This is a genomic window from Streptomyces thermoalcalitolerans (genome assembly GCF_039525155.1).
Lineage (GTDB): Bacteria > Actinomycetota > Actinomycetes > Streptomycetales > Streptomycetaceae > Streptomyces > Streptomyces thermovulgaris.
Genome location: NZ_BAAAHG010000017.1, coordinates 39,709 through 60,660, shown reverse-complemented (window position 1 = coordinate 60,660; position 20,952 = coordinate 39,709). Strand labels below are relative to the sequence as shown.

The following is a 20,952-nucleotide window of genomic DNA, read 5'->3' as shown; positions in this document are numbered from 1 at the left end:
CGCCAAGGTCTACGGGGACCTCATCACCTCGAAGTGACAGCTCCACAGCAATGCGTCACCCGACTTCATACGCCCTGAGACAGGCCAGACCTCGATCAAGGTCGAGTGTCCGCGGTGCAGGCGCGTCTTGTCCGTGACAGTGGAGAGTGTGCGGAAGGCGCGAACGAAACAGCGCGCATACCGGTACGTAGGCGCGCTGCTGCTGTGGTCGCTGGTCGTGTGGCTGCCGATGCTGTTCCACTACGGCAGCAAGCCGGTCGACGAAGGGAAACCGGAGCAGTCACCGAGCATGCTGCTGATCGGCGGTCTTTTCGCCGCCGTCTTCGTGTCGTTCGTGGTCGGGCTGGCGTTCTTCCGGACCGGACGCAATTACGACGGCATCAGGAAACTGCGCTGGGTGAGGCCCGACGGCTCCTTGTCAGTCCTGGTGAAGGGCCACAAGCTCCAGATGTATTGACCTAGACCGTTTTGGTGTACGCGTTGTGGGCAGTGCAGCCCCAGCGGTCCGCGTACGCCTCGACGAGCAGGAGGCCGCGGCCCGATGTCGCGTCGGCGGACGGGGGCGGGGCGGTGGGGTGCGGGGCAGATGCTCGGGGCGGGTGTCCGTCACCTCGATCCGCGGGCCGTGCAGCAGAAGAAGCAGCATCAGCCGGACGTCGCGGCCGGGAAGGCTGCGGTGACGGATTGCGTTGGACGCCAGCTCGGCCGTGACGGGGGCGACGGTCCGGGCGGGTTCGGCGTCGTGCGGGAGGCCGGTCCGCTCGGTGGGCTGCTGGACGGCGAGGCGCCGGGCCGGCCGGGCGCTGTGTCCGGTGCTGCTGGATCGCAGGGTCAGTTGGCGGGCAGCGGGGTGCGGGGTGGCTTCGGCTTCGCCTCGTCGGTGAACTGATGTGGTGTCACGGGGTCGGCGTGAGCGGGTGAGTGTGCCGCTGACCAGGTACGTCGGCCGTACGCCGGGCTTGCCGTACGGCCGGGGCGGTTCGCCGGCGCCCTTGTTGTACGGGGGCTTGTACGGGCGTTGCACGGGCCGCACACCGCGCCCTGAAAAGGTGATCTTCTTCAGCAAAAGAGACATGCCTCCTGTACAACCCTTCCTCCTGATGCGGTGTCAAACACGGCACCAGACAGAGGAACGGGACCTGTACGGACACCTCGCGCCCCGAGCCAGCCGGTCGTATCCGAGCCAAGGAGCCTCTCATGCGCAAGCACCGCTCGGCCGCCGTCGCGGCGGCAACGTTTCTCCTCGTGACGGGCGCGGTCATCGCGACCGCCCCGAGCGTCCACGCCGGAACACCCGGCGGAACACACGCCAACGACCGCAACACCGATTTCAACGGCGACGGATACGACGACGTGCTCATCGGCAGCCCCGGGGCGACGGTCGGCGGGCACAAGGGCGCCGGCATGGTGACCGTGCAGTACGGCGGGCCCAAGGGCATCGGCACGACCAGGGTCAAGGCCTTCAGCCAGAACTCCACGGGCGTCCCCGGCGCCGCCGAGACCGGTGACGGCTTCGGCACGTCGCTGGCCACCGGCGACCTCGACGGCGACGGCTACGACGACGCGATCATCGGCATCCCCGGCGAGGACATCGGCGCCGTCGCCGACGCGGGCGGCGCGGTCGTCCTGTGGGGCACGCCGAAGGGCCTCACCGGATCGGCCGGCACCTGGCTGCAGTCCGATCGCGTCACCGCGGGCGGCCGGTTCGGCACCTCGCTCGCCGCGGCCCGCTTCGGAGACAGCACTCCGGGCGACTCCCTCGCCGTCATGGACTCGGTCGGGCTGACGATCCACACCTTCGAGCCCGCCCCCCAGCCCGCCAGGAGCGCGGACGCGCGGGCGCGGCGGCCGGTGCAGAAGTCGCGCACCACGCTCACCTCGCCTCCGCAAAAAACACTCGGCCAGGCCTCCGCCGACGACGCGCCGGGCATCCAGCCCAAGTCGATGACCACGGGCGACTACGACAACAACGGCTTCGCCGACCTGGTCGTCTCCGGCACCAGCGTGGGCGACGAGCCGGGCCACGGCTGGTCGTACATCCTGCCCGGCACCGCGTCGGACGAAAAGCCGCTGCCGATCACCGCGGTGCGCGGCGGCCCGGTCGTCGCGTCCGGCGACATCAACCGCGACGGCTATGACGACCTGGTCACCGGCGAGCCGCACAGCCCGGACGACGGCGGCGAGAACATGACCGGCGGCGTGGTCGGCGTCTACTACGGCAGTGCGGACGGCCCCGCCGGCCGGGAGGGGCCGGGCACCCCTCCCGTGTGGTGGACCCAGAACTCGGCGGGCGTGCCGGGCACGAACGAGCAGGGCGACGGCTTCGGCACCGACCTCTCCGTCGGCGACAGCAACGGCGACGGATACGCGGACGTGGCGATCGGCGTCGCGGGCGAGGACATCGGCACCGTCACCGACGCCGGCGCCGTCACGGTCCTGCGCGGCTCGGCCAAGGGCCTGACGTCCACCGGCGCACTGTCCGTGCACCAGGGCACCAAGAACGTCCCGGGCACCGTCGAGAAGGGCGACAAGTTCGGCGGCCAGGTCTCCTTCACCGACCCGAACCGCGACGGCCGCTTCGGCCTGCTCGTCTCGGCACCCGGTGAGAACACGAACGACGGCTGCGTCTGGGTGTTCTCCGCGGGCAGCGCGGGCCTGACCACCTCCGGCTCCTGGACCTACAGCCTGAGCGCGTCCGGCGGCCTGCCGACGGACGCACTGTACGGGGCGGCAATCGACGACTAGGTTCTGTCTCTTTGGCCGGCGTCGGGTCCGGATGAGGATGCCGGCGAGGTGGAGGGCGGCCTGGTGGGCGATGGCGAGTTTGTCGGTTCGTGTGGCCGGGCCGCGCCACTGCTTGAGGTGGTTGATGCACCGCTCGGGCGGTGTTGCGCTGCTCGGGCGGTGTTCCGCTGCTTGTGGGCCTCGCGGTCGAAGCCGGGCGGACGGCCGCCGAGCCGGCCGCGCCGCAGGCGGTGGCCGATCCGGTCGGACGGCTGTGGGATGACCGCGCGGATGCCCCGGCGCCGCAGATGGCCGCGGATGGCGCGGGAGGAGCAGGCGCGGTCGGCCAGAACGGCCAGGGGCCTCGTCCGGGGCCTGCCCGGGCCGGTGCGGGGCACACGGATGCGGGACATCACCGTCTCAAAGGCGGGTGCGTCACCGGCCTGGCCTGCGGTGACGGTGAAGGCGAGGGGGCGTGCGCGGCCATCTGCGGCCAGGTGGACCTTGGTACTCAGCCCGCCGCGGGACCGTCCGAGCGCGTGATCGGCGGGCTCGCCGACGCGGACCGCCCCCTTTTGCGTGCTCCGGCGGCATGCCGGTGGGCCCGCACGACGGTGGAGTCGACCGACACCGTCCAGTCGATGTCGTCGTCAGCATCCGCCGCCGCCAGGACCGCGGCCAGGATCCTCTCCCAGGTGCCGTCGACGGCCCATCCGATCAGCCGTTTGTGAGCGATCTGGAACGAGCCGAGCTCGTCGGGAAGGTCCCGCCAGGGCGAGTTGGTGCGGTACTTCCATGCGATGGCCTCGAGAGTGCGGCGATGATCGGCCCATCGCCGCCCGCGGACCGGATCGGCCGGCATCAGCGGCTCGATCCGGTCCCACATGGCATCGGTGATCACTCATCGGACAGACACACCCGACCAACCGACCAACCATCAAAGAGACACGCTCCAGTCGGCCTCGTTCACCGGGAAGGCTTCGCTCGTACTGAAACCCGCTGTTCCGGTGCCTTGGGGTTCGGGGCGCCAGAAGGCTCAACCGCCAGCTGCCCTGTTTTCCTCGGCGGCTGAACTCCTGCCACGGAGTTCCGATCCCTCCAGGGTTGATCAACGACGCCCCCGGCACCGGAAAAAGGTCAAGCGCGCGCCCATGTTCCGATCCCTCCAGGGTTGATCAACGACCGCGGGCGGCGCGCTGCCTGGTCTGCCGGGCGGTTTGTTCCGATCCCTCCAGGGTTGATCAACGACCCTACCAGGCATCGCGCGGCGGCTGGCTGAAGACCCGTTCCGATCCCTCCAGGGTTGATCAACGACCCGTCGGCACGGTCCGGGGGTGTGGTCAACGCTGGTTCCGATCCCTCCAGGGTTGATCAACGACTCGCTCATGTCCCACATCACCGCGTGCTGCCCGTGCCCGTTCCGATCCCTCCAGGGTTGATCAACGACCTCGAGTTCCCGCACGGCTACGTGGTGCGCGTGCCGCTCTCGTTCCGATCCCTCCAGGGTTGATCAACGACCCCGAGATCGTCGCCGACGTCCCGCCCGAGGAGCGCGCGTTTCGATCCCTCCAGGGTTGATCAACGACGAGAACGTCTACGGAGGGTTCGCCGATATCGCTCGTGTTTCGATCCCTCCAGGGTTGATCAACGACAGGACACAGAGAGGAGGTGAGCACGATGCAGACCCGGTTTCGATCCCTCCAGGGTTGATCAACGACCTACGCGGCCTGGCCGCCGGGCCGGGTGCGGGACGCGTTTCGATCCCTCCAGGGTTGATCAACGACCGGCGGGCCATGTCACGCCTCCTGGTTGGGGAGTTGTTTCGATCCCTCCAGGGTTGATCAACGACTGCAAGGAGAGAGATGCTTCAGCTCCGCGGATTCAAGTTTCGATCCCTCCAGGGTTGATCAACGACCCGAGGGTAAAGCCGCAGGTCGCAGAGATGGGGCGAGAAGCTCTTGCCGCCCGAGTTGCAGCGGTCCGGCGGTAGTGCATCTCCCCAGGTCAGAGGATGTCCCCAGGGCCTCCGAGCTCGACGCCGAGCGTGTGGGAGTCGATCAGCTCCGGGGATCTCGCGGTGTACGTGACGATGCTGTCGTGGTCGGCGTCGATGACGGTGGTGAGGGCGGCCATGAGGGAACGGTACTGGGCTGCGGAGAGCTGGCCCTGGAAGACGCTGCGCTGGGTCCAGTGAAGGTACTTGCGGCAGGTCTTGAGGACTTTCGGGTTCCGCTCGGCCGCGGTGTCGTAGACGAGGATGACGAACATGGGGGTTCACCACCATGGCCGGAAGGGTTTGTAGGGCTTGCCCTCGAGGCACAGCCGGACGAGTTTGAGCGCTTCCAGGTGGATGAGCTCCTCGTAGGAGACCTTCCGTTTGAGGGAGCGGTGGAAGACGGTGGTGGCGAGTTCCTCCTTGACCATGCCGGCGACCTTCTTGCGGCCGTTCCGGCTGAGGGAGGCACGGCCCACCTCGGTTTCGAAGTCGCTGGGCTTGAGGGTTTTCTGGGCTGCGGCGCGACGCAGCAGGCGTTCGGTGAAAAGGGGTTTGAAGGGTTCGGCGAGGTAGAGGGCGAGGGTGTTGCGTCGTCGGTCGGTGTCGGCGTGGAGGAAGCCGATGGCGGGGTGGAGAGGGGTGCTGCGCAGTGCGGTGAGGACCTGTGCGTAGACGATGCTGTCGAGGTAGCTGACGAAGGCGTTGCCCGCGTTGGTGGGAGGGCGTCGGGTGCGTCCGTCAAGGCGGAGCCAGGCGGGGAGCTGGGTGTCGAGGACTGCCCAGGCGGTCCGGCGGAAGTTGCCTTCCTGTCCCATGACGGCGTCGGGATCGCCGCAGTCGGGCAGTTTGGCGTTCAGGGTTTCCAGGGCGGGGTTCAGGAGGTCGGTGTCGAGGGCCCAGCGGAGGTTGTGCGCTGTGGCCTGGACGAGGGCTCGTGCGATGGTCATGCGCTGGGTGGTGTCGGCGGTGATCTCGACCTGGCGGCGGACGACTGCGGCGGAGGCCATGGATTCGGCCGGGGCGAAGTGTCCGGCGTGGTTGCCGTAGTGGTCGAGGACGTGAAGGGTGATGCCATTGCGGCTGAGGAGGGACATGGCGGAGGTGTTGACGTCCACGTGGTCGAAGGCGACGAGGTCCTGGATGTCGGTCACGGGGATGCGGACCGGTGTTCCGTCGGCTCGTTCGACGCGGATGCTGTTGTCCTCTCTGCGGATGCGGCAGGGTTCGGTGAGCCAGTAGGTGCGGGTGGCGGCGGGCACTCAGTCTCCCCAGCAGTAGTCGCGGTACGAGCAGCCCCGGCAGGCTGAACGTGTGAGGCGCTCCGGTGGTTCGGCGGCTGCGATGACGTCCCGGGCTCGGTTTTCCGAGGCGAGGGACTCGGAGCGGGCGTCGGCGTTCCAGGGCACGTCCGTGGTCCGCCGGATCAGGGGGTAGTGGACCGTGCCGCCGCGCACACCGATCCCGCGGCGTTCCAGGAGCAGGCAGTAGTGGCGGACCTGGGCGGCGTGGGCGGGAGAGGGGGTGCGGGAGGATTTCGTCTCATGGACGACGGCACCGGCGGTGACCCAGTCGATTCTGGCTTCGCCGAGGTCCACGTCGCGGCGGCGGGTAAAGGTCGTCTCGTCGACCGTCTCCCCGAAGGCGACCAGATCGCTGCGGTGTTCGGGCCGGTAGCCGCGGGTGTAGAGCCAGAGCTGCCGGGGGCAGTGGTGAAGGTACTTGATGTGGACTCCCCCGATGGGGGCGGTCTCTTCGGGTTTGTCGTCGCTGTGTCCCAAGGGAGTGTCTTCGCTGCTGGTGGAGGGGGCGGCCGGTTCTGTGGGGTGGGCGTGGGTCATAGGACGGTCTCCGGTTCGGCGGGGCGGCGGAGGCCGAGAACGGGGTCGTAGTCGCCGTCGGTGATGTGCACGCCGAGGCCGGGGTCGAAGGTGGCTTTGAACTGTTTGAGCTGGCGGTAGCGCAGCGGGATGAGAAGCCGTGCGGCAAGGAGCGGGTCGCCGTCGGGGCCTTTGACGAGGCTGCGGTAGGCGCCTTCGTCTGCCCGCCACAGAACCTCGGCTCCGTCGAACTGCTCGCTGAGCGCCTCTTCGAAGTCGCTGTGGTCGTGGAAGGGGTCCTGGAAGGCGAGGAAGGACCGGGTGAAGTCGTCGCGGCAGCGTCGCGCTTCGTCGGCCCAGGCAGTGCCCCACTCGGTGGCGTAGGCGAGTTGGAGGAGGCGGTCGATGTCCTGTTCGCCGAAGGTGGTGGTGCCTTCCGTGACGAGGGTGGTCAGGGCGTGCCATGCGGCGTTGACCGCGCCTTCGTCGTAGGGCAGATGTCCTTCGGCCTGGTGCACGCGGAACTCGACGGGTCCATCGGGGTGACGGCCTCGCCGGTTGACGCGTCCGGCGCGCTGGGCGACTGCTTCGATCGGTGCGTTCTCCACCGCGCCCCGGTCGAAGTCGAGTTGGAGGGACACTTCCACTGCCTGGGTGGCGACGACGAGTCCGCCGCGGCGGGCGGTGTCGTGCGCGGTGCGTTCGGGATGGCGTTGCAGCAGCCGGTGTTCCAGTGCGTCCCGGTCCTGGTGGCGGAAACGGGAGTGGAGCAGCAGGGCGGCGTCCGGGTCGCCGGGGCAGGCCTGCCGTGCGTCGTCGGCGAGTTCTTCGTAGAGGGTGCGGGCGCGGTCGACGGTGTTGGCGACGACGAGCACGCTGTGGCCTTCGTGCAGCCAGCCGCGGATCCTGTCGAGGGAGGCGGGGGCGGTGAGGGGTTCGGGGTCCAGGGCCAGGCGGTGGCGGTCGGGGGCGGTGCCGGGTGCGGCGCGTACGAGGGTCACGGGAGCGGTGAGGCTTTCCCGCACGAGGTGGAGCAGGGGTGGGGCGAGCGTGGCGGACAGGACGGCGATGCGGCTGCCCAGGTCTTTCCACAGGCGCATGGCGGCGCACAGGCGGCCGAAGGTCTGGGGGTCGTAGGCGTGCAGTTCGTCGAGGACGAACAGGGAGTTGGCCTGTTCCAGCAGCGCGGAGGAGTGGCTGGGGCCGGCGAGTGCGGCCGTGAGCAGTTGGTGGGGGGTGGCCACTCTCATGCGCTGGGCGAACAGGCGCATGGCGTTGACCCGCGCGCGGGCCTGGCGGGCCATGGTCTTGGTCGGTTCGGTCCTGCCCGGCCGCCGCGTTCCGCGGGGGCCGTCGTCGAGGGGGCCGGTGGGGCATTCGTCGTCGGCGGCTTCTCTCAGGAGCGTGTGGGCGGCGGTGCCGTGGAGAAGGCCGATGTCGGGGAGGTCTTCGCCGGGTGCGGGGGTCAGATCGCGGCGGAAGCGGTCGCGGGCGGCGTTCAGTGAGGCCCGGTAGGGCAGGGTCCACACGATGCGGGGCAGGCCGGGCATGGAGCGGATCTGGTGTGCGGCCCAGCCCAGGGCGGCTTCGGTCTTGCCGCTGCCGGTGGGCGAGGTCAGCACCAGGTGCCCGTTGACTCGGGCGGCGTGCTGCTGGTGCGGGTACGGGGGGTGCGGCGGGTGGATGTCGTAGTCGGCGGGCAGCGGCAGGTGGGTCTGCAGGGAGATGTGGGCGGAGCCGGCGTGGTCGGCCAGGGTCAGGGCTCCTTGGCCGAGGGCGGCCAGCAGCCCGGTCTCGCTCCGGACGCAGTCGTGGTCCGCGTCCGCCGGGTCCGGGGGTGGCGCTCCGTTCCAGTGGTCGAGGAGGTCGTCGAGGAGGTTTCTGGCCCGGTCGGCGAGAGTGAGCCCGTCGGAGGGGTGGGCCGGAGGGTCGAAGCCCAGCATGCCGGCGAGCCAGGCAACCAGCTCGTGGTGGACTCCGGAGGTGACCTGGGGGACGGTGGTGCCGTCCGGTGCCTGGACGCGGGTGAAGGCTTTCTGCCAGTCGGTGTGCTCGTTGTAGAGGGACGCCAGGCCGGGGCGCCGGTCGTCGGCACCGTGGAGCGGGCGGTGGTGGGTGGCCACCAGGGTGGCGATCATGAGCCGGTCGTCCGCGCTCCAGGAGGCAGCGCGTGCGAGGAGATCCACATAGGCCAGGGACAGCACCTCGTGGCGCTCGCCCCAGTACGGGCCGCCCGGAAGGAGCTGCCGCTGGAAGCCCTCCGCGATTTTCCCGGTGTCGTGGAGCAGGGCGGCTGCGGCCACCCGTGTCCAGAAGGCGGGCTCGTGGGCGATCACCCCCGCGTCGCCGATCCGGGCACGGATGCCGTCCACGGTCTCCCTGACGACACGGGAGTGCGTGGTCAGACGTTCCGGATCGTGCACCGGCATCGACTTCGCCCGTACGTCGGCCAGACGGCGCGGCCGAGGCCGGAGCGACCGGACGGTGCGACGCACGGCGGCGGACCGCCCGGCGCCCGGGGACACCGGCGGCCTGCTCACGACAGCAGGAGCACGGAGCGGGGAGATGTCCCCTCCCGGTTCCTCTCCCGGCTTCCCCCCGGACTCGGCGCCGCCGCTCAGACGGTCAGCAGCCATACGGCCTGCTCCTGATCGTCCGTCCACGCGTTGCGGACGGGCCCTTTCCCGGTGGGTGCGCCGCACCAGAGGTAGTCGTCCCACCGGGTGGTGAGACGGTCGAGGGAGATGTACGTGGCGAGCCGGTGCACGGTGGCGAAGGGAATGGTGTGTCCGCCGGCCGGTGCGAGAGCGTGGTCGACGGCCGCCTCCTCGGCCGGTTCCAACACGGTCCGCGTGCTCTCCTCGAGGTGGACGACGTCCTGGGAACGGCCGAGCCGCAGGGGCCAGCGGGGCCGGCGCAGGGCCGCGGCGACCCGCTCCCCCTCGGCGCCGGGAAGCCACAGGGTGAGGTGGAGGTGGGCGAGGAAGGGCCGGTCCTTGATCGTCATGCCTCCCTTGACGGCACGGACGCGCCCGGCGACGGCCGGGTTGCGGCCGTCCGCGGCAATGGGGTGGTAGGTCTCGGCATCCACGCCACCGCCCTCCGCCCACGCGGCCATGCCGAACGGCAGGGTCTCCTCACGCTCCCCCGTGGCAGCCGCCAGCAGCCCGCGCACCGTGGACGGCGGCGGCAGAGGAAGCCCATGTGCCATACCGGGGAACAAGGGATCCCGGAACGACGCCACCGGCGCCCAGAAACGCACCCGATGGGCCGTCACCGGCTCCCCATGTCCCCGGAGCGCGTGCCCGGTCGCCGTCACGCCGCTTCCCGTGCTTCCCGCACCGGATCGTCGAACCAGCCGTCGTGCCGGCCCTCCCGCAGCTCGGCGGCCAGGTTCCGCAGGAGCGTACGAGGGTGATCGATCACGATCCGGCCCGCGGCGAGTTCCTCCGCACACTCCTTCTCGAACACAAGCCGCTGCTCGTCATGGAAGCCGGGCCGCCAGCCGATCCGTACCGGAGGCTCCCACTCCCCCTCCCACGCCCGCAGCTCCTGACGCAGGACATCACCCCGCAGGCGTGCGCCGACGCCCGGCTCGCTGTCGATGCAGTGGGCAAGCGGGTTCACCCCTCCCTGGAAGGGCACCACGACGAGCAGCGCGGGGACCCGGTCCCCGTAGTGCAGGGCCTGCTTGGCGCCCCCGCTGAGGTGTGCGAGGGCCTCCAGCAGCAGCGCGGCCCGGTTCCGGCGCTCCTCCAGGGGAAGCCGGACGGCCGGCTGGTGGCGGAAGGTGACCGGTGTCGCTCCCGCGGCGGCGGCCTCGGCGACGGCGAGCGCGGCTTCCTGGCTGAGGTAGTTCGGCCGGCCGACACCCTCGCTGGTGGGCACGGTGAACGTGCCGATCCGGGGAACGTCGAGGAGGAACGGCGCGGCCAGGTCCGCCGTGTAGAACTCGTGGCCGTGCAGCACCGGTTCGATCACGCCGCGGGACATCACCCCGAAGTCCTCGGTGACCTGCACCGGTTCCACCGACAGCAGGGTGCCCAGCATGAAGGGGCTGTCGCGCAAAGTGGTGGCGGCGTCGTCCTTCTTCGCCCCGGCACGCATGTAGCCGAACAGGTCGTCGTCCGCGTAACGGACCGGATCCGCCTCGGTGTTGGCCTTCTGCGCCTTGCCCTGCGCCTTGCCCACCCGGGTCACGGGCGAGGGAACCGACCCCAGCTCCACCATGCCGTCACGGATCCAGCGCCGTACGGCCTGGGCGGACACGTACGGATAGGACTGCCCCCGGATACGCGCGTACTTGACGCGTGCCCTGGTCTCCTCGCCCTTGCCGTTGTTGGGCGCTCCCGCCTCCACGGCGATGACCATCCTGCCCGCGAGGTACGCCATTACATCTCCCCCATCTCGTCACCGAAGTCCCCGTCGGCGGGCTCCAGAATGGGCTGCTCCACCAGGCGCTCGGTCTCCTCGTCGGCACTGCCCGCCGCATCGCTCACCTTGACGTCCCGCTCCTGCAGGAGCTGGATGACCCGAGCGGCCAGCAGCATGCGGTGTTCCCAGGCACGCGGGCGTCGCTCGATGAACGGACGCCAGTCCTCCGGTCCGGCCGCCACCGGCCTTCCGTCCAGCATGAGGCGGAACTGCGCCCTGTTCAGGAGGTGGCCGAGGTGGTAGTCGTTCAACGCGACCCGCCGGTACTCCGCCAGCCGGCCCCGCGGCTCACCGCTGCCGTGCTCGATCCAGTCCGCGACCAGCGTCGCCACCGGCTCCAGGTGCGGATTCATCCCCAGAATCTCCTCGGCGTAGGTGAAGGCGAGCCGGGTCAGCGCGGCCCGGTCCCGCTCATTCCACGAGTCCTCGCGCGGGTGCAGCAGGTGGTGGAGGTGCCGGAGCAGGGAACGGCCGCGCCCGTCATCGGACTCGAAGAGCAACCGCGCCGCCTCGTCCGGACCGCTCGTCTCCACCCGGCCGTCACGTCCCCGTTTCGTCAGGGACAGTTCGAGCAGCCGCCAGCCGCGCCGTGGCTCGGCGTTGCCGTCCACAACGGCCAGAAAACGCGCCAGGGACTGCCGTGTCCTGACCACGCGCAGCCACGGATCCTGGTTGTCGTTCTTGAACGTCCACAAGGTCGCGGCAGCCGGCACAGCGGAACGCAGCGCTCGCACGGCCCGCACGGCACTCAGCTCGGGCCGAGCACCACTCCTGCGCGCCCCGAACCCCAACTGCATGATCCGCCGCGCCTCACGAACGTTCCGCGCGACGAACTCCCGCTCCACACCCGGTGCTTCACAGATCAGCACCGTGACGGACCCCGCCGTCACCCACGCCCCGTACGGCAGCGCCCACGCGGCGACACGGCATCCCCGGCACACCGGCCACCCCGGCACATTCGGCGGCAGCGTGTTCAGCGCCATGTTCGTGTCGAACATCGGCAACGTCGACTTCGTCCACACCGCGCCGGCCCGTGCCCCGCAGAAAGTGCACGGCCACCCGCCCGCCGATGAGCCCACCGCGTCAGGCGCGAAGAGAGCGGTCAGCGCCTCGCGCAGCACGGCGGCATCACGCGGTCGCTTGCTGTGCGTGGCTTTCGAGTTCGGGTAGAGGGCGAAGAGAACCTTCCACCAGTCGTACGCGGCCGTGCCCTTCTCCGCGATCGCCGCCCGTACGGCGTCCTCAACCACGACCGCGACAACACGGTCCAGATCGGCAGCGGTCACCTCCTCCGGACGCGAACGCCGGGCCAGCACCGCCACCGCCCAGGCACCCGCGCACTGCAACGGATGCCCCGTCGCAGTCACCACACTCGGCACGACCGCGGTCGCGCTCACCGTATCCACCCAAAACCCTGGACCGTGTCCAGCCCCAGCCCCCACGACCGCAACGCGTCCACGAACCGCGGATCCGCCACCAGCCCGATCCGCACCCGCGCACCGATCCGCGGCGCGCCCCGCACACTGAACCGGCGCCGAGGCCCCGCCTCCAGCAGCCGCACCTCTCGCGGCGCCGGCAGACCGAGCACATCCGCCTTGTGCGCAAGGTTGTGCCTGAGACGGTCCAGGTACGGGCCGTCCCCCGGCAGCACATACCGGTCCTCGTGCTTGAGCACCACCGGCGTACGAGTCTCCAGCTCGACCAACGCGCTCTCGTCCGCCACCACCGGTTCGGGGACCTCCAGCTCGAAGCCCCGGATACGCAGCCTCGCGGCCCCCCACACGATCTCGGAGCGCTTGGCCAACGCCGCGATGAGAGTCGAGGCGATCTGCGGTACCGGCGACCCGAACCAGATCGACCCGTCCGGCGACGTCGGATACACGTCCTTCTTCCGCGGCGTTCCTCTGAACTGCGGACTCGTCATCCCCAGCGGGCGCAGCGACTGCCCCTGCCATCCCTCGTCATGCAACGAGCGAGCCAGCTGCGGATCCTGGTCTTCCAGCAACCCGTACAGCACGGCACGTGCTGGACCGTGTACATCCCTCCAGTCCAGAAAGGGCACGTCCGCCGCGACGTCAACCCTGACCCGCAAGAGCCCCTCGCATCCGTATGTCCATCCCGAGGTCGGCTGCATCCGGGAGCACTCGGCCTGCTGCAGTCGCAATGCATGGCACGGTACTGAGACTTGATGCCGGGTAGGGCAGAAAGTAGGAAACCTCGATAGAAAGCCAGGTGTTGTGGTAGGGGGGCCTGGCTGGGCCTGAACAAGCTTCACGAAGTCGCGTTCAAGCTCTCCGAGATCGATCACGGGCTTCAGGCCATGGACTTGACTGTGGCCTGGAGCCCGTATTCCGATCCCTCCAGGGTTGATCACCGACGCCGGGCCCGCAGCCGGCCGCGGGCGGCCTGTTCACGTTTCGATCCCTCTAGGGTTGATCACCGACGGCACGTCACCCCCGAATCCCGTGCAAGGGCCGTGTTTCGATCCCTCCAGGGTTGATCACCGACCTGCCCGGCGTGTGAGGCCAGAGTGCCACTGCAATCGTTTCGATCCCTCCAGGGTTGATCACCGACCACGGCAACCGTGACCTGCACACCGTCGTCCGCCAGTTTCGATCCCTCCAGGGTTGATCACCGACCCGAGGGTAAAGCCGCAGGTCACACAAGCCTCCGCAGCCCTTGCAGCGAAGCGAACTGCAGCAACCCGTCGGTCATGCAACTGCGCAGGTCAGAGCACTTCATCGCCATCGCTGCCGGTCTTCCTGCTGATCGCAGCGCGGAGCCGCCTCGCACAAGCCACCGATGCGCCAACGCAGTCGACCTGGGGGTGCTGTAGCCCTGTACGCGGGTCAGGTACCCAACTCGCCGCGCTTTATGGCGTTCACGAACGAGGTCCAGCCATCGGCCGCGAACGTGAGCACAGGGCCGTGTTCTATCTTGCTGTCGCGTACAGGAACGATGGTGAACAAGTCGCTGGAGATCTCTACGCATGCGCCACCATTGGAATTGCTGTAGCTGCTCTTGCGCCAGGTCACGGTCTTCAGGGCAAGGGGTCGCACGACACTTCCTCCAACATGCGCAGGATGAACTTGCGCGACTCGGCGGGGGACATAGCCATGTCGCGTACCGCATCGTAGGCGCGTTGCAGGCGCTCAACAGCACCATATTCCTCAATCAGTTCGCCACGGTACGCATTCTCGGTGTAGGCCACCGTACGTCCATCAGGCATCCTCAGGAACCAGACGTCCGTGCTGTCCAGTCCGTACGGCCCCGCGCTGAAAGGCAGCACATGAATGGTCAGGCCCGGCCGCTCACTGACTTCCGCCAGGTGCTCCAACTGCTCCCGCCAAGCGCCGGCGTCCCGCAGTCGCGTCCGGAGGACGGCTTCTGACAGGATCGTCCGGAACTGAGGGGCGTCATCGCCCTCAAGCAGATCACGGCTCCCCATTCGCGCGTCAACCTGCTGCTGCAACTCGTCGCCTCTGAGGCCGCCTGCTGCCAAGATCTCCCGCGCGTACTCAGGCGTCTGCAACAACCCCGGCAGCACGCTCACCGCGAAATGCCACAAGCTGACCGCTTCGGCTTCCAGCGCCATGTACTGCCGATATTGCTCCCGGAACTGTGTGCGGTCCGCTCGTGCCAGTTCCCACAGCGCCAGCAGCAGCCCCGGTGTCCCGTAGTACTGGTCGAGTGCCTGGACGACCTCGGGGCCGCCCAGGGTCTCCCCGTTCTCCATCTTTCCGAACAGCGACCAGTCCCACCCCAGCCGTTCCCCGAGCTGCCGCAGGCTGTCGCCCTTGGCGAGGCGCAGTTGTCGTAACTCCTCGGCGAACCGTCGGCGCGGTTCCTGGCTGCGTCCCGTGACGAGGCGTCGCTGCGGCAAGGTGACTCCCCTCCGGCGCTTCCTGGTCGTCGGCCGTTCAGGAAGCCCTTCGTGCCTGTACTGACACAGTGCCCACGCTCCCACGCGCTCTTTGTGGAAGTTGTGGCACGTGTGCCCGGGGGCGGGGAACGGCGCCGCGTCGACGGCGTGCCCCGGTCCACCCCGGCGTCATTCTCGTGATGCGCCGACTACACACGGTAATTCACCGGACGTCAGCGCGGTGCCCGAATCGCACATCCGACCCCTCGTCTCACTGGAGGGACGCCCGTGTCACACCAGAACCCGCTCCCCAAGCGCCCCAGGCCCCGCACTCCCGTCCCCAGGCTGCAAGAGGCCCTTGCCGCCCGTGACGCCCTCGCCGCCGCTCTCACCAGTGCCGGGATCCAGCTCCCCGCGATGGACGTCCGCACTCCTTGGAACGACTCCGTCCCCGCCGGCGAAGGGCGGTCCGCGCACGACGACATCGGGGTGCCCGACAGTGCGCGGTACGCCCTTGTCCATCTCGGCGTCTGTTCGGCCCCCGTCGCCTTCGCGCTGGCCGCCGTCATCGCGAAGGGTGCCGCTCGATGACCGCCTCCGGGGCCGGGCCCACCGGTCCCCACCCCGTTCCTCCGCCCGGTACGGCCGTTCGCGACACCGCCCGTGACCGCGTCGGTGTCGTCGTGGGTCACGAGGGCCCGGACCTCCGGCTCCGTCCCCTGTCCGGCGGCCGGGAGTGGAACGCCGGCCCCGAGCACGTCCGGCCGCTCAGCCCGGCGGAACTGCTCCGCGCCCGCGTGGCCGAGGCCAACGCGCGCAGTCGGCAGGAGCCGGCCGCTGCGGAGCGTTCCGGGACGGGGAGAGGAACGGGGAGGTCTCCGGGGGACGGCACGTTCTCCGGGCAGGGGTAGTGCCGTGGGCGGGGGCCGGGGTCCGGTCCGTGCTCCCGGCCCGGCGGGCCCGTGCCGGCGTGGGTCAGGCGGAGCCGGAGGGGCGGAGGTGAAGGGCGTCCTGCGGTTCCGTGGGGCGGTCCGGCTCCTCCTGGGAGGGGTGGGCGGATCCGTCCGTGCGGTGGGCCGTCCAGTCCAGGATCCGCACCGCCGCCCCCGCGGCCTCCAGTCCCCGGCAGTGGGCGTGGTGCCTGCGGGCGATGCCGTCCAGGTCGAGGTGCGGGCCGAAGGCGGGGTGGGCGGCCAGGCGCCGTGCGTAGGCCCACAGGTGCGGGTGGTCGGCGACGTGGTGGACCGCGGCGGCGTCCAGGTGCAGGCGGTGCACGGTGTCGAGCTGGACCAGGGTGACCCACACCTGCACGTCGGCGGCGGTCAGTGCGTCGCCGAGGAGGAAGTCCTGGTGGGCGAGCCGCCCCTCCAGGGAGTCCAGGGCGCTGAGCAGGCGGCCGAGGGCGGTGCGGCGCGCCGTGGCGTCGGCGTCGGCGCGCCCCGCCTGCTGTGCGGCGTGGTTGATGCTGTGCTCGCAGAGGTGTTCGACGGCTTCGATCTCCGCCCCCGCGCCGTGGGGATACAGCGTGATCCGGTCGGGGCCGTCGCCGCCGAAACGCCGGTCCAGGTCCCGGAGGATGTCCGGGGTGTGCGTGCTGACGATCCGTCCCGTCCAGGTGTCGCTCAGCACCGGTGCGAGTGCCGGTCCGGGATGCCGGTGCGAACTGGCCTCGTACAGCGGGCGCAGAGCGGAGTGTCCGCCGTCGGGCCTGTCGGGGACCGCCGGCAGCAGGACCACCGGGAGGGTCTCCTCCAGGCCGAGCAGGCTGTGGGCGACGGCGATCCGCAGACAGTAGGGGCAGGACAGCGAGAGGTGGAGGCGGTAGCGACGCGGTGCGGGGTAGTAGCCGCTGCTCGCGTCGCTGCCGACCCTGCCCCGGAACGACGGCGGGGCGGGGAAGGACGGCACGGTGGTCAGGGGTGCGGCGGACATGAGTCTCCCTGGGTCCGGGTCCGGCGTGTGGTTCTCACAAGGTGCGGCGTACGGCGCACGTGGAGGGGTGGGCACGCGGCGGCGTCGGCGCGTACCCGTGCACGGCGGGATGCGGATGCGGATGCGGTGCCGGTGGGTACCGCCGGTTCAGCGCGGAAGGCCGGTCGCGCTGCAGACGCGCTGGAGGTCGATGTGACGGCGGGAGGTCAGCAGAAGAGACGACCGGCCCACGCGCGGGGCGTGGCCGGCGGACGACTCCAGACGCTCCATCATTTCTGCCCCTCCACGAGGGATCTCTGCTCCGGCAGAGTCCGGCGGCCTTTGTGCCGCGTCAAGAGGGCCTTACCCCGTTCCGTCCGGCGTCTCACCTGACGGGCGGAAAGCTGTGCCGTCCGGCCTGTCATGGGGGGAGGCGGGCAGGCCCGGACGGCGGACCCGGACGCGGATGCGGATGCCGGGGCCCGTGCGGTCCGGGCGCTGTGCGGATCGCCGCCGTCTCTCCCTCCCTCGTGATCGTCCTCGTGATCGTCGTCAGACCACGGTCACCGGATGGCGTACCACCGCGTCGAACAGGTAGCCCTGGGTGTTGGGCACGGTGGTGTCCGGCTGGGTGCGGGCGGCGGTGTCGGTGGCGCGGGCCAGGAGGTGGGTGGTGCCGGGTGTCCTGGGTGTCCAGGTGAGGGACCAGCGGGTCCAGGTGTCCGGGCGGGGGCGGTCGTGGAGCCGGGCCGGCCGCCAGCTCGTTCCGCCGTCGGTGCTGACGTCGACCCGTGCGATGGCTCCCGCGCCCGACCAGGAGCGGCCGTGCAGCACGTGGCGTTCTCCCGCCCGGAAGGTGGCGCCGTTCGCCAGTTCGAAGGCGCTTTTGATCGTCTGCCGGGTCAGCGGTGCGCTGCCGTCCTTCGGGTGGGAGGGGCCGAACAGCCGGTAGAAGGTGGTGTTCCAGGGTGAGAACAGCGGCTGTGCGGACACCTCGATGTCGCCGACCCACTTGATCGACGCGATCCCCACCCATGAGGGCACCAGGACCCGCACCGGGTACCCGTGGTCGTGCGGCAGGGGCTCGCCGTTCATCTCGTAGGCGAGCAGGACGTCGTGCAGTGCCTTGGACAGCGGCAGCGGGCGGCGCACCCGGCCGAGGTTCTCCCCGCCGCTGATGTACTCGGCGTCCAGGCCGCGGGGCTGGACGTCCACGGCGCGGGAGGACAGTCCCGCCCGGCGCAGGACGTCGGCCAGGGGCACTCCGCGCCAGCGGGCGACGCCGATCGCGCCCAGGGTCCACGGGGTGCCGCTGACCGTTTCGCCCTGCTGGGTCGTGTAGTACGCGCGGCCGTTCCCGGCGCACTCGACGAACGCGGTCCGGGTGACGGAGGGCAGGGCGCGCAGGTCGTCGTACCCGAACTCCACCGGCTTGTCCTCGCCGGGTGAGCCTCGCAGCCCGCTGCCCCACAGCCGCAGCCGCCAGTCGTGCGCCGTCAGGACGGGGGTGGCGGTGTGGTTGCGTACGAAGAACAGCTCGTTGGGGGTGTGGTGGCCGGTTCCGCGCAGGGCCTCCCAGCGGGTCTCGGCGTTGGTGCCGTGCTGGATGAACCACTCGGGCGGCAGCGGTTTGACGATCGCCGGGGTGTCGGCGGCGCGGGCCGGGAGTGGCGCGGGGAGTGCGGTCGCGGCGGCCGTGGCGGCGAGCAGGGTGAGCAGGTGGCGGCGGCTGACCCCGTCCGCCTTGGCTTCTCCGGCGAGCCACTGACGCAGTCTGCGTCGGTCGTAGGCGGTTTCGAGGCGGGTCTCGGGGCGGGTCTCGGGGCGAGTCCCGGGGCGGGGCGGGGGTACGGCGGATGGGGGCATGGCGGGTCCTCGTCGTCGATGGGGAGACCGGGCACGGGGTGGGCGTGCCGACGCCGGGCGTCGGGGGAGGCGTCAGGAGCGGCACGGCGCGAGAGGGTGCGGCAGCGTACGGAGGAGCCTTGGGCCCGCGACGGGTGTGCCGAGGGAGGGAGAGGCCGGTCGGACGGCTCGCTGCCGCGTCAGATGCGACACGAGGCGGACCACACCCGGCCGAAGTCGATGTGGTCACGGGTGACCAGGTGCTGCTCGGCATGCATGCGACCAATTGAGCAGAACATCTGATGTTCCGTCAACCATGTTCATTTGCCGTGGCGTTGGTGAGTGGTTCCGTGTGTGGTGGGCGCAGGGGCGTAGTGCGCCCGCGTGGATCGGGTGCGGGTCGGCTTCCGTCCGTGCGCTGCCGTCGGCGCTCCGCGCTTTTGCGGCAGGGGCCCGGGATCCGTCCGGCCGTCCTCCGTGCCCGGTCCGGGAGGGCGGTCTCGTCCGGGTCCGTCCGGTGGCCGGCGGTGATCGGTGAGCCCGTCCGCGGCGCTGCATTCCCCATGTTTCCTATCGATTTACTGGGAAAGTGTTGACGGTCCTCTCGCCGGGTGCGCAGGATGATGCGCATGCCCCCCACGCAGCAGCGGCTCGTTCGTCGCCGGCATGTCGACTTCGGTCATGTCGCCAGTGCCGCCTGTTGTCGTGCGTAGGTACGCGGCTCGCACGGTGCGTGGGGCGTTCCGCTCCTTCTCCGCATCCCAGGTGATCAGGCGCTCCCTGCGCATCGCGTCTGACGGCCCGGCATCCCCTGAAGGACGGCCGTCATGGGCATTGGGCATGGCGCTTCCGGCCCGGGCCGCTCCACCGGACTCATGACTTCTCGCCCTGCGCCGCCTTCGCCTCGTGAGCGGCGCCGGTCCTGTGCACCGTGCGGCAGAGGTGGACGGACGGGAACCCGGTCCCGTCCGCCCTGTGCGTCCGTACCGCGGGCCGGGCGCGGCCCCACCGGCAGGAGAACCCCGACACCACGCCTTGTCACCGATCCCGAGGAGACCACCATGGGCGTTGCCGCCGTGTCGTCCGGCTCCGTCTCGGAGTCCGACCCGGTCGGGCCCGGCCGTGCGCACTGGCTGCGCGTGGCCCGCGAGACGGCGGACGATCTGGCCACGGACGCGGTGGCCCGGGAGCAGGCGGGCAAGACCCCGTTCGACGAGGTGTCCCGGTTGCGTGAGGCGGGACTGCTGACCCTCCTCATACCGGCCGAGTCCGGAGGAGGGGGCGCGGACTGGCCCACGGCCTACGCCGTCGTCCGGGAGATCGCCGCGGCCGACGGTGCGATCGGTCAACTGCTCGGCTGTCACTTCTTCCTGTCGTGGAGCGCCCGGTTCTTCGCCGAGCCCTCCCTCGCCGAGCGCATCGAGCGGCGGTCCGCGGCCGAGCAGTGGTGCTGGGGCGGTGGTCTGGCCCGTCAGGAACCGCCGCTGACGCTGACCGAGACAGCCGGCGGCCTGATGCTCGACGGCCGGCAGAGCTACGCCACCGGGGTCCTGGTCGCCGACCGCCTGGCGGTGCGGGCCGTACGGGCCGACACCGGCGAACCGCTCGCCGTCGTCGTCGATCCTTCCTGTCCCGGCGTGGGGATCGACGGCGACGCCGACACCTTCGGGCAACGGCTCGCGGCCGGCGGAAGCGTGGAGTTCGACGCCGTACCGGTCGCCGCCGACGCCGTGCTCGGCTCCCTGTCCGTGGACGAGGACGTCCTGTCGCCCCTGATCGCCCTGGCATCGCCGGTCGGGCGTCTCCTCTCCGTCCACCTCCGGCTCGGCATGGCCGAGGGGGTGCTCGCCGAGGTCCGCGAGTACAGCCGGGCGGGCCATCTGATCGGGCGCCCCGCCCGGCCGGCCGCCTCTCCCGAGGACCCGCAGGTGCTGTCCGCCTACGGGGAGCTCACCGTCCTCACCCGTGCCGCGTCCGCGCTCACCGATCAGGCGCGGGAGGCCGTGCACGGCGGGCTGACCCGTGGCGAGGAGCTCACCTACGACGAGTACGCGGAGATCTCCGTCCTCGTGTCCATGGCCGAAGCCGCCACCGCCAGGGCCGTGCGGGAGTCCGCCGACCGCGCCCTCGACGTCATCGGCGCCCGCTCGGCGTCCTCGCATCTGGGCCTTGACCGCTTCTGGCGCAATGCCCGGACCCACACCCTGTACGAGCCCGTCACCCACCGGCTCCGCGATGTCGGGGACTACTTCCTCAACGGTGTGCATCCTCCGTTCGTCCTGCCGGTCTGACCATGCGGTGCCGCCCGGTTCTCCCGCCCCGGCCGGGCATGAGCGGGGTGCGCCAGGCGGCCCCGCGTCCGG

The 20,952-nt window shown here is 70.5% G+C and carries 18 protein-coding genes, 1 pseudogene and 2 CRISPR repeat arrays; of the genes and pseudogenes, 5 read left to right on the top strand and 14 right to left on the bottom strand.

The genetic code is table 11. The features are described 5' to 3' along the window. Positions 1-148: 148 nt before the first annotated feature. From ABD224_RS12940 to ABD224_RS12930, 3 genes are all read left to right on the top strand, one after another. Positions 149-457, top strand: a complete 309-nt coding sequence (locus ABD224_RS12940) for a hypothetical protein (protein WP_067400320.1) — start codon at positions 149-151, stop codon at positions 455-457. A 168-nt stretch (positions 458-625) separates the two neighbouring features. Then, a complete protein-coding gene (locus ABD224_RS12935; protein WP_344049633.1) occupies positions 626-889 on the top strand; it encodes a hypothetical protein in 264 nt (87 codons plus the stop codon). A gap of 308 nt (positions 890-1,197) precedes the next feature. Then, positions 1,198-2,745, top strand: a complete 1,548-nt coding sequence (locus tag ABD224_RS12930; RefSeq protein ID WP_344049632.1) for an esterase — start codon at positions 1,198-1,200, stop codon at positions 2,743-2,745. A gap of 18 nt (positions 2,746-2,763) precedes the next feature. Here ABD224_RS12930 and ABD224_RS12925 read toward each other — a convergent pair. From ABD224_RS12925 to ABD224_RS12875, 11 genes and pseudogenes are all read right to left on the bottom strand, one after another. Then, positions 2,764-3,610: pseudogene (locus ABD224_RS12925) on the bottom strand (IS5 family transposase); the annotation flags it as partial. Positions 3,611-3,810: 200 nt separating this feature from the next. Next, a CRISPR array of direct repeats spans positions 3,811-4,639; the repeat unit is 30 nt; unit sequence GTTTCGATCCCTCCAGGGTTGATCAACGAC. 89 nt (positions 4,640-4,728) lie between these two features. Next, positions 4,729-4,992 carry a CRISPR-associated endonuclease Cas2 gene (gene cas2, locus ABD224_RS12920; RefSeq protein ID WP_067400308.1) on the bottom strand — a complete coding sequence of 88 codons (264 nt, stop codon included), beginning with the start codon at positions 4,990-4,992 and terminating at the stop codon, positions 4,729-4,731. Positions 4,993-4,998: 6 nt separating this feature from the next. Next, a complete protein-coding gene (gene cas1b / locus ABD224_RS12915; RefSeq protein ID WP_344049631.1) occupies positions 4,999-5,979 on the bottom strand; it encodes a type I-B CRISPR-associated endonuclease Cas1b in 981 nt (326 codons plus the stop codon). After that, positions 5,980-6,558, bottom strand: coding sequence for a CRISPR-associated protein Cas4 (locus tag ABD224_RS12910; RefSeq protein ID WP_344049630.1), 579 nt, complete (start codon positions 6,556-6,558; stop codon positions 5,980-5,982). After that, on the bottom strand, positions 6,555-9,173 hold the full coding sequence (gene cas3 / locus ABD224_RS12905; protein WP_344049629.1) for a CRISPR-associated helicase Cas3': 2,619 nt from the start codon (positions 9,171-9,173) through the stop codon (positions 6,555-6,557). Before cas3 ends, ABD224_RS12910 begins: the two co-directional genes overlap by 4 nt. Beyond that, positions 9,155-9,799: a CRISPR-associated protein Cas5 gene (gene cas5, locus ABD224_RS12900; RefSeq protein ID WP_344049679.1), complete on the bottom strand. Its 645-nt coding sequence runs from the start codon at positions 9,797-9,799 to the stop codon at positions 9,155-9,157. Before cas5 ends, cas3 begins: the two co-directional genes overlap by 19 nt. 53 nt (positions 9,800-9,852) lie before the next feature. Then, positions 9,853-10,929, bottom strand: coding sequence for a type I-B CRISPR-associated protein Cas7/Cst2/DevR (gene cas7i, locus ABD224_RS12895; RefSeq protein WP_344049628.1), 1,077 nt, complete (start codon positions 10,927-10,929; stop codon positions 9,853-9,855). Beyond that, positions 10,929-12,368, bottom strand: a complete 1,440-nt coding sequence (locus ABD224_RS12890; RefSeq protein ID WP_344049627.1) for a hypothetical protein — start codon at positions 12,366-12,368, stop codon at positions 10,929-10,931. The genes cas7i and ABD224_RS12890 overlap by 1 nt, the downstream gene beginning before the upstream one ends. Continuing rightward, positions 12,365-12,853, bottom strand: coding sequence for a CRISPR-associated endoribonuclease Cas6 (cas6, locus tag ABD224_RS12885; RefSeq protein WP_344049626.1), 489 nt, complete (start codon positions 12,851-12,853; stop codon positions 12,365-12,367). Before cas6 ends, ABD224_RS12890 begins: the two co-directional genes overlap by 4 nt. A gap of 466 nt (positions 12,854-13,319) precedes the next feature. Further along, positions 13,320-13,611: a CRISPR direct-repeat array (repeat unit 31 nt; unit sequence GTTTCGATCCCTCCAGGGTTGATCACCGACC). A gap of 209 nt (positions 13,612-13,820) precedes the next feature. Next, a complete protein-coding gene (locus ABD224_RS12880) occupies positions 13,821-14,006 on the bottom strand; it encodes a DUF397 domain-containing protein (protein WP_344049625.1) in 186 nt (61 codons plus the stop codon). Between the two features lie 5 nt (positions 14,007-14,011). Beyond that, a complete protein-coding gene (locus ABD224_RS12875; protein ID WP_344049624.1) occupies positions 14,012-14,854 on the bottom strand; it encodes a helix-turn-helix domain-containing protein in 843 nt (280 codons plus the stop codon). Positions 14,855-15,121: 267 nt separating this feature from the next. Here ABD224_RS12875 and ABD224_RS12870 point away from each other — a divergent pair, with 267 nt between their 5' ends. Then, a complete protein-coding gene (locus tag ABD224_RS12870) occupies positions 15,122-15,424 on the top strand; it encodes a hypothetical protein (protein WP_344049623.1) in 303 nt (100 codons plus the stop codon). A 384-nt stretch (positions 15,425-15,808) separates the two neighbouring features. On the opposite strand, the gene ABD224_RS12865 is transcribed toward ABD224_RS12870, so the two are convergent. The 3 genes from ABD224_RS12865 to ABD224_RS12855 form a co-directional block, all read right to left on the bottom strand. Beyond that, positions 15,809-16,765 (bottom strand): glutathione S-transferase C-terminal domain-containing protein, encoded by a 957-nt coding sequence (locus tag ABD224_RS12865; protein ID WP_344049622.1) that lies wholly within the window; start codon positions 16,763-16,765, stop codon positions 15,809-15,811. Between the two features lie 147 nt (positions 16,766-16,912). Further along, positions 16,913-17,038: a putative leader peptide gene (locus tag ABD224_RS12860; RefSeq protein ID WP_344049621.1), complete on the bottom strand. Its 126-nt coding sequence runs from the start codon at positions 17,036-17,038 to the stop codon at positions 16,913-16,915. Positions 17,039-17,296: 258 nt separating this feature from the next. Further along, positions 17,297-18,610: a sulfite oxidase gene (locus ABD224_RS12855; protein WP_344049620.1), complete on the bottom strand. Its 1,314-nt coding sequence runs from the start codon at positions 18,608-18,610 to the stop codon at positions 17,297-17,299. A 1,040-nt stretch (positions 18,611-19,650) separates the two neighbouring features. On the opposite strand from ABD224_RS12855, the gene ABD224_RS12850 reads away from it, so the two are divergent. Next, entirely contained in the window at positions 19,651-20,880 is a 1,230-nt protein-coding gene (locus ABD224_RS12850) for an acyl-CoA dehydrogenase family protein (protein ID WP_344049619.1), read from the top strand. The last annotated feature ends 72 nt before the right edge of the window (positions 20,881-20,952 follow it).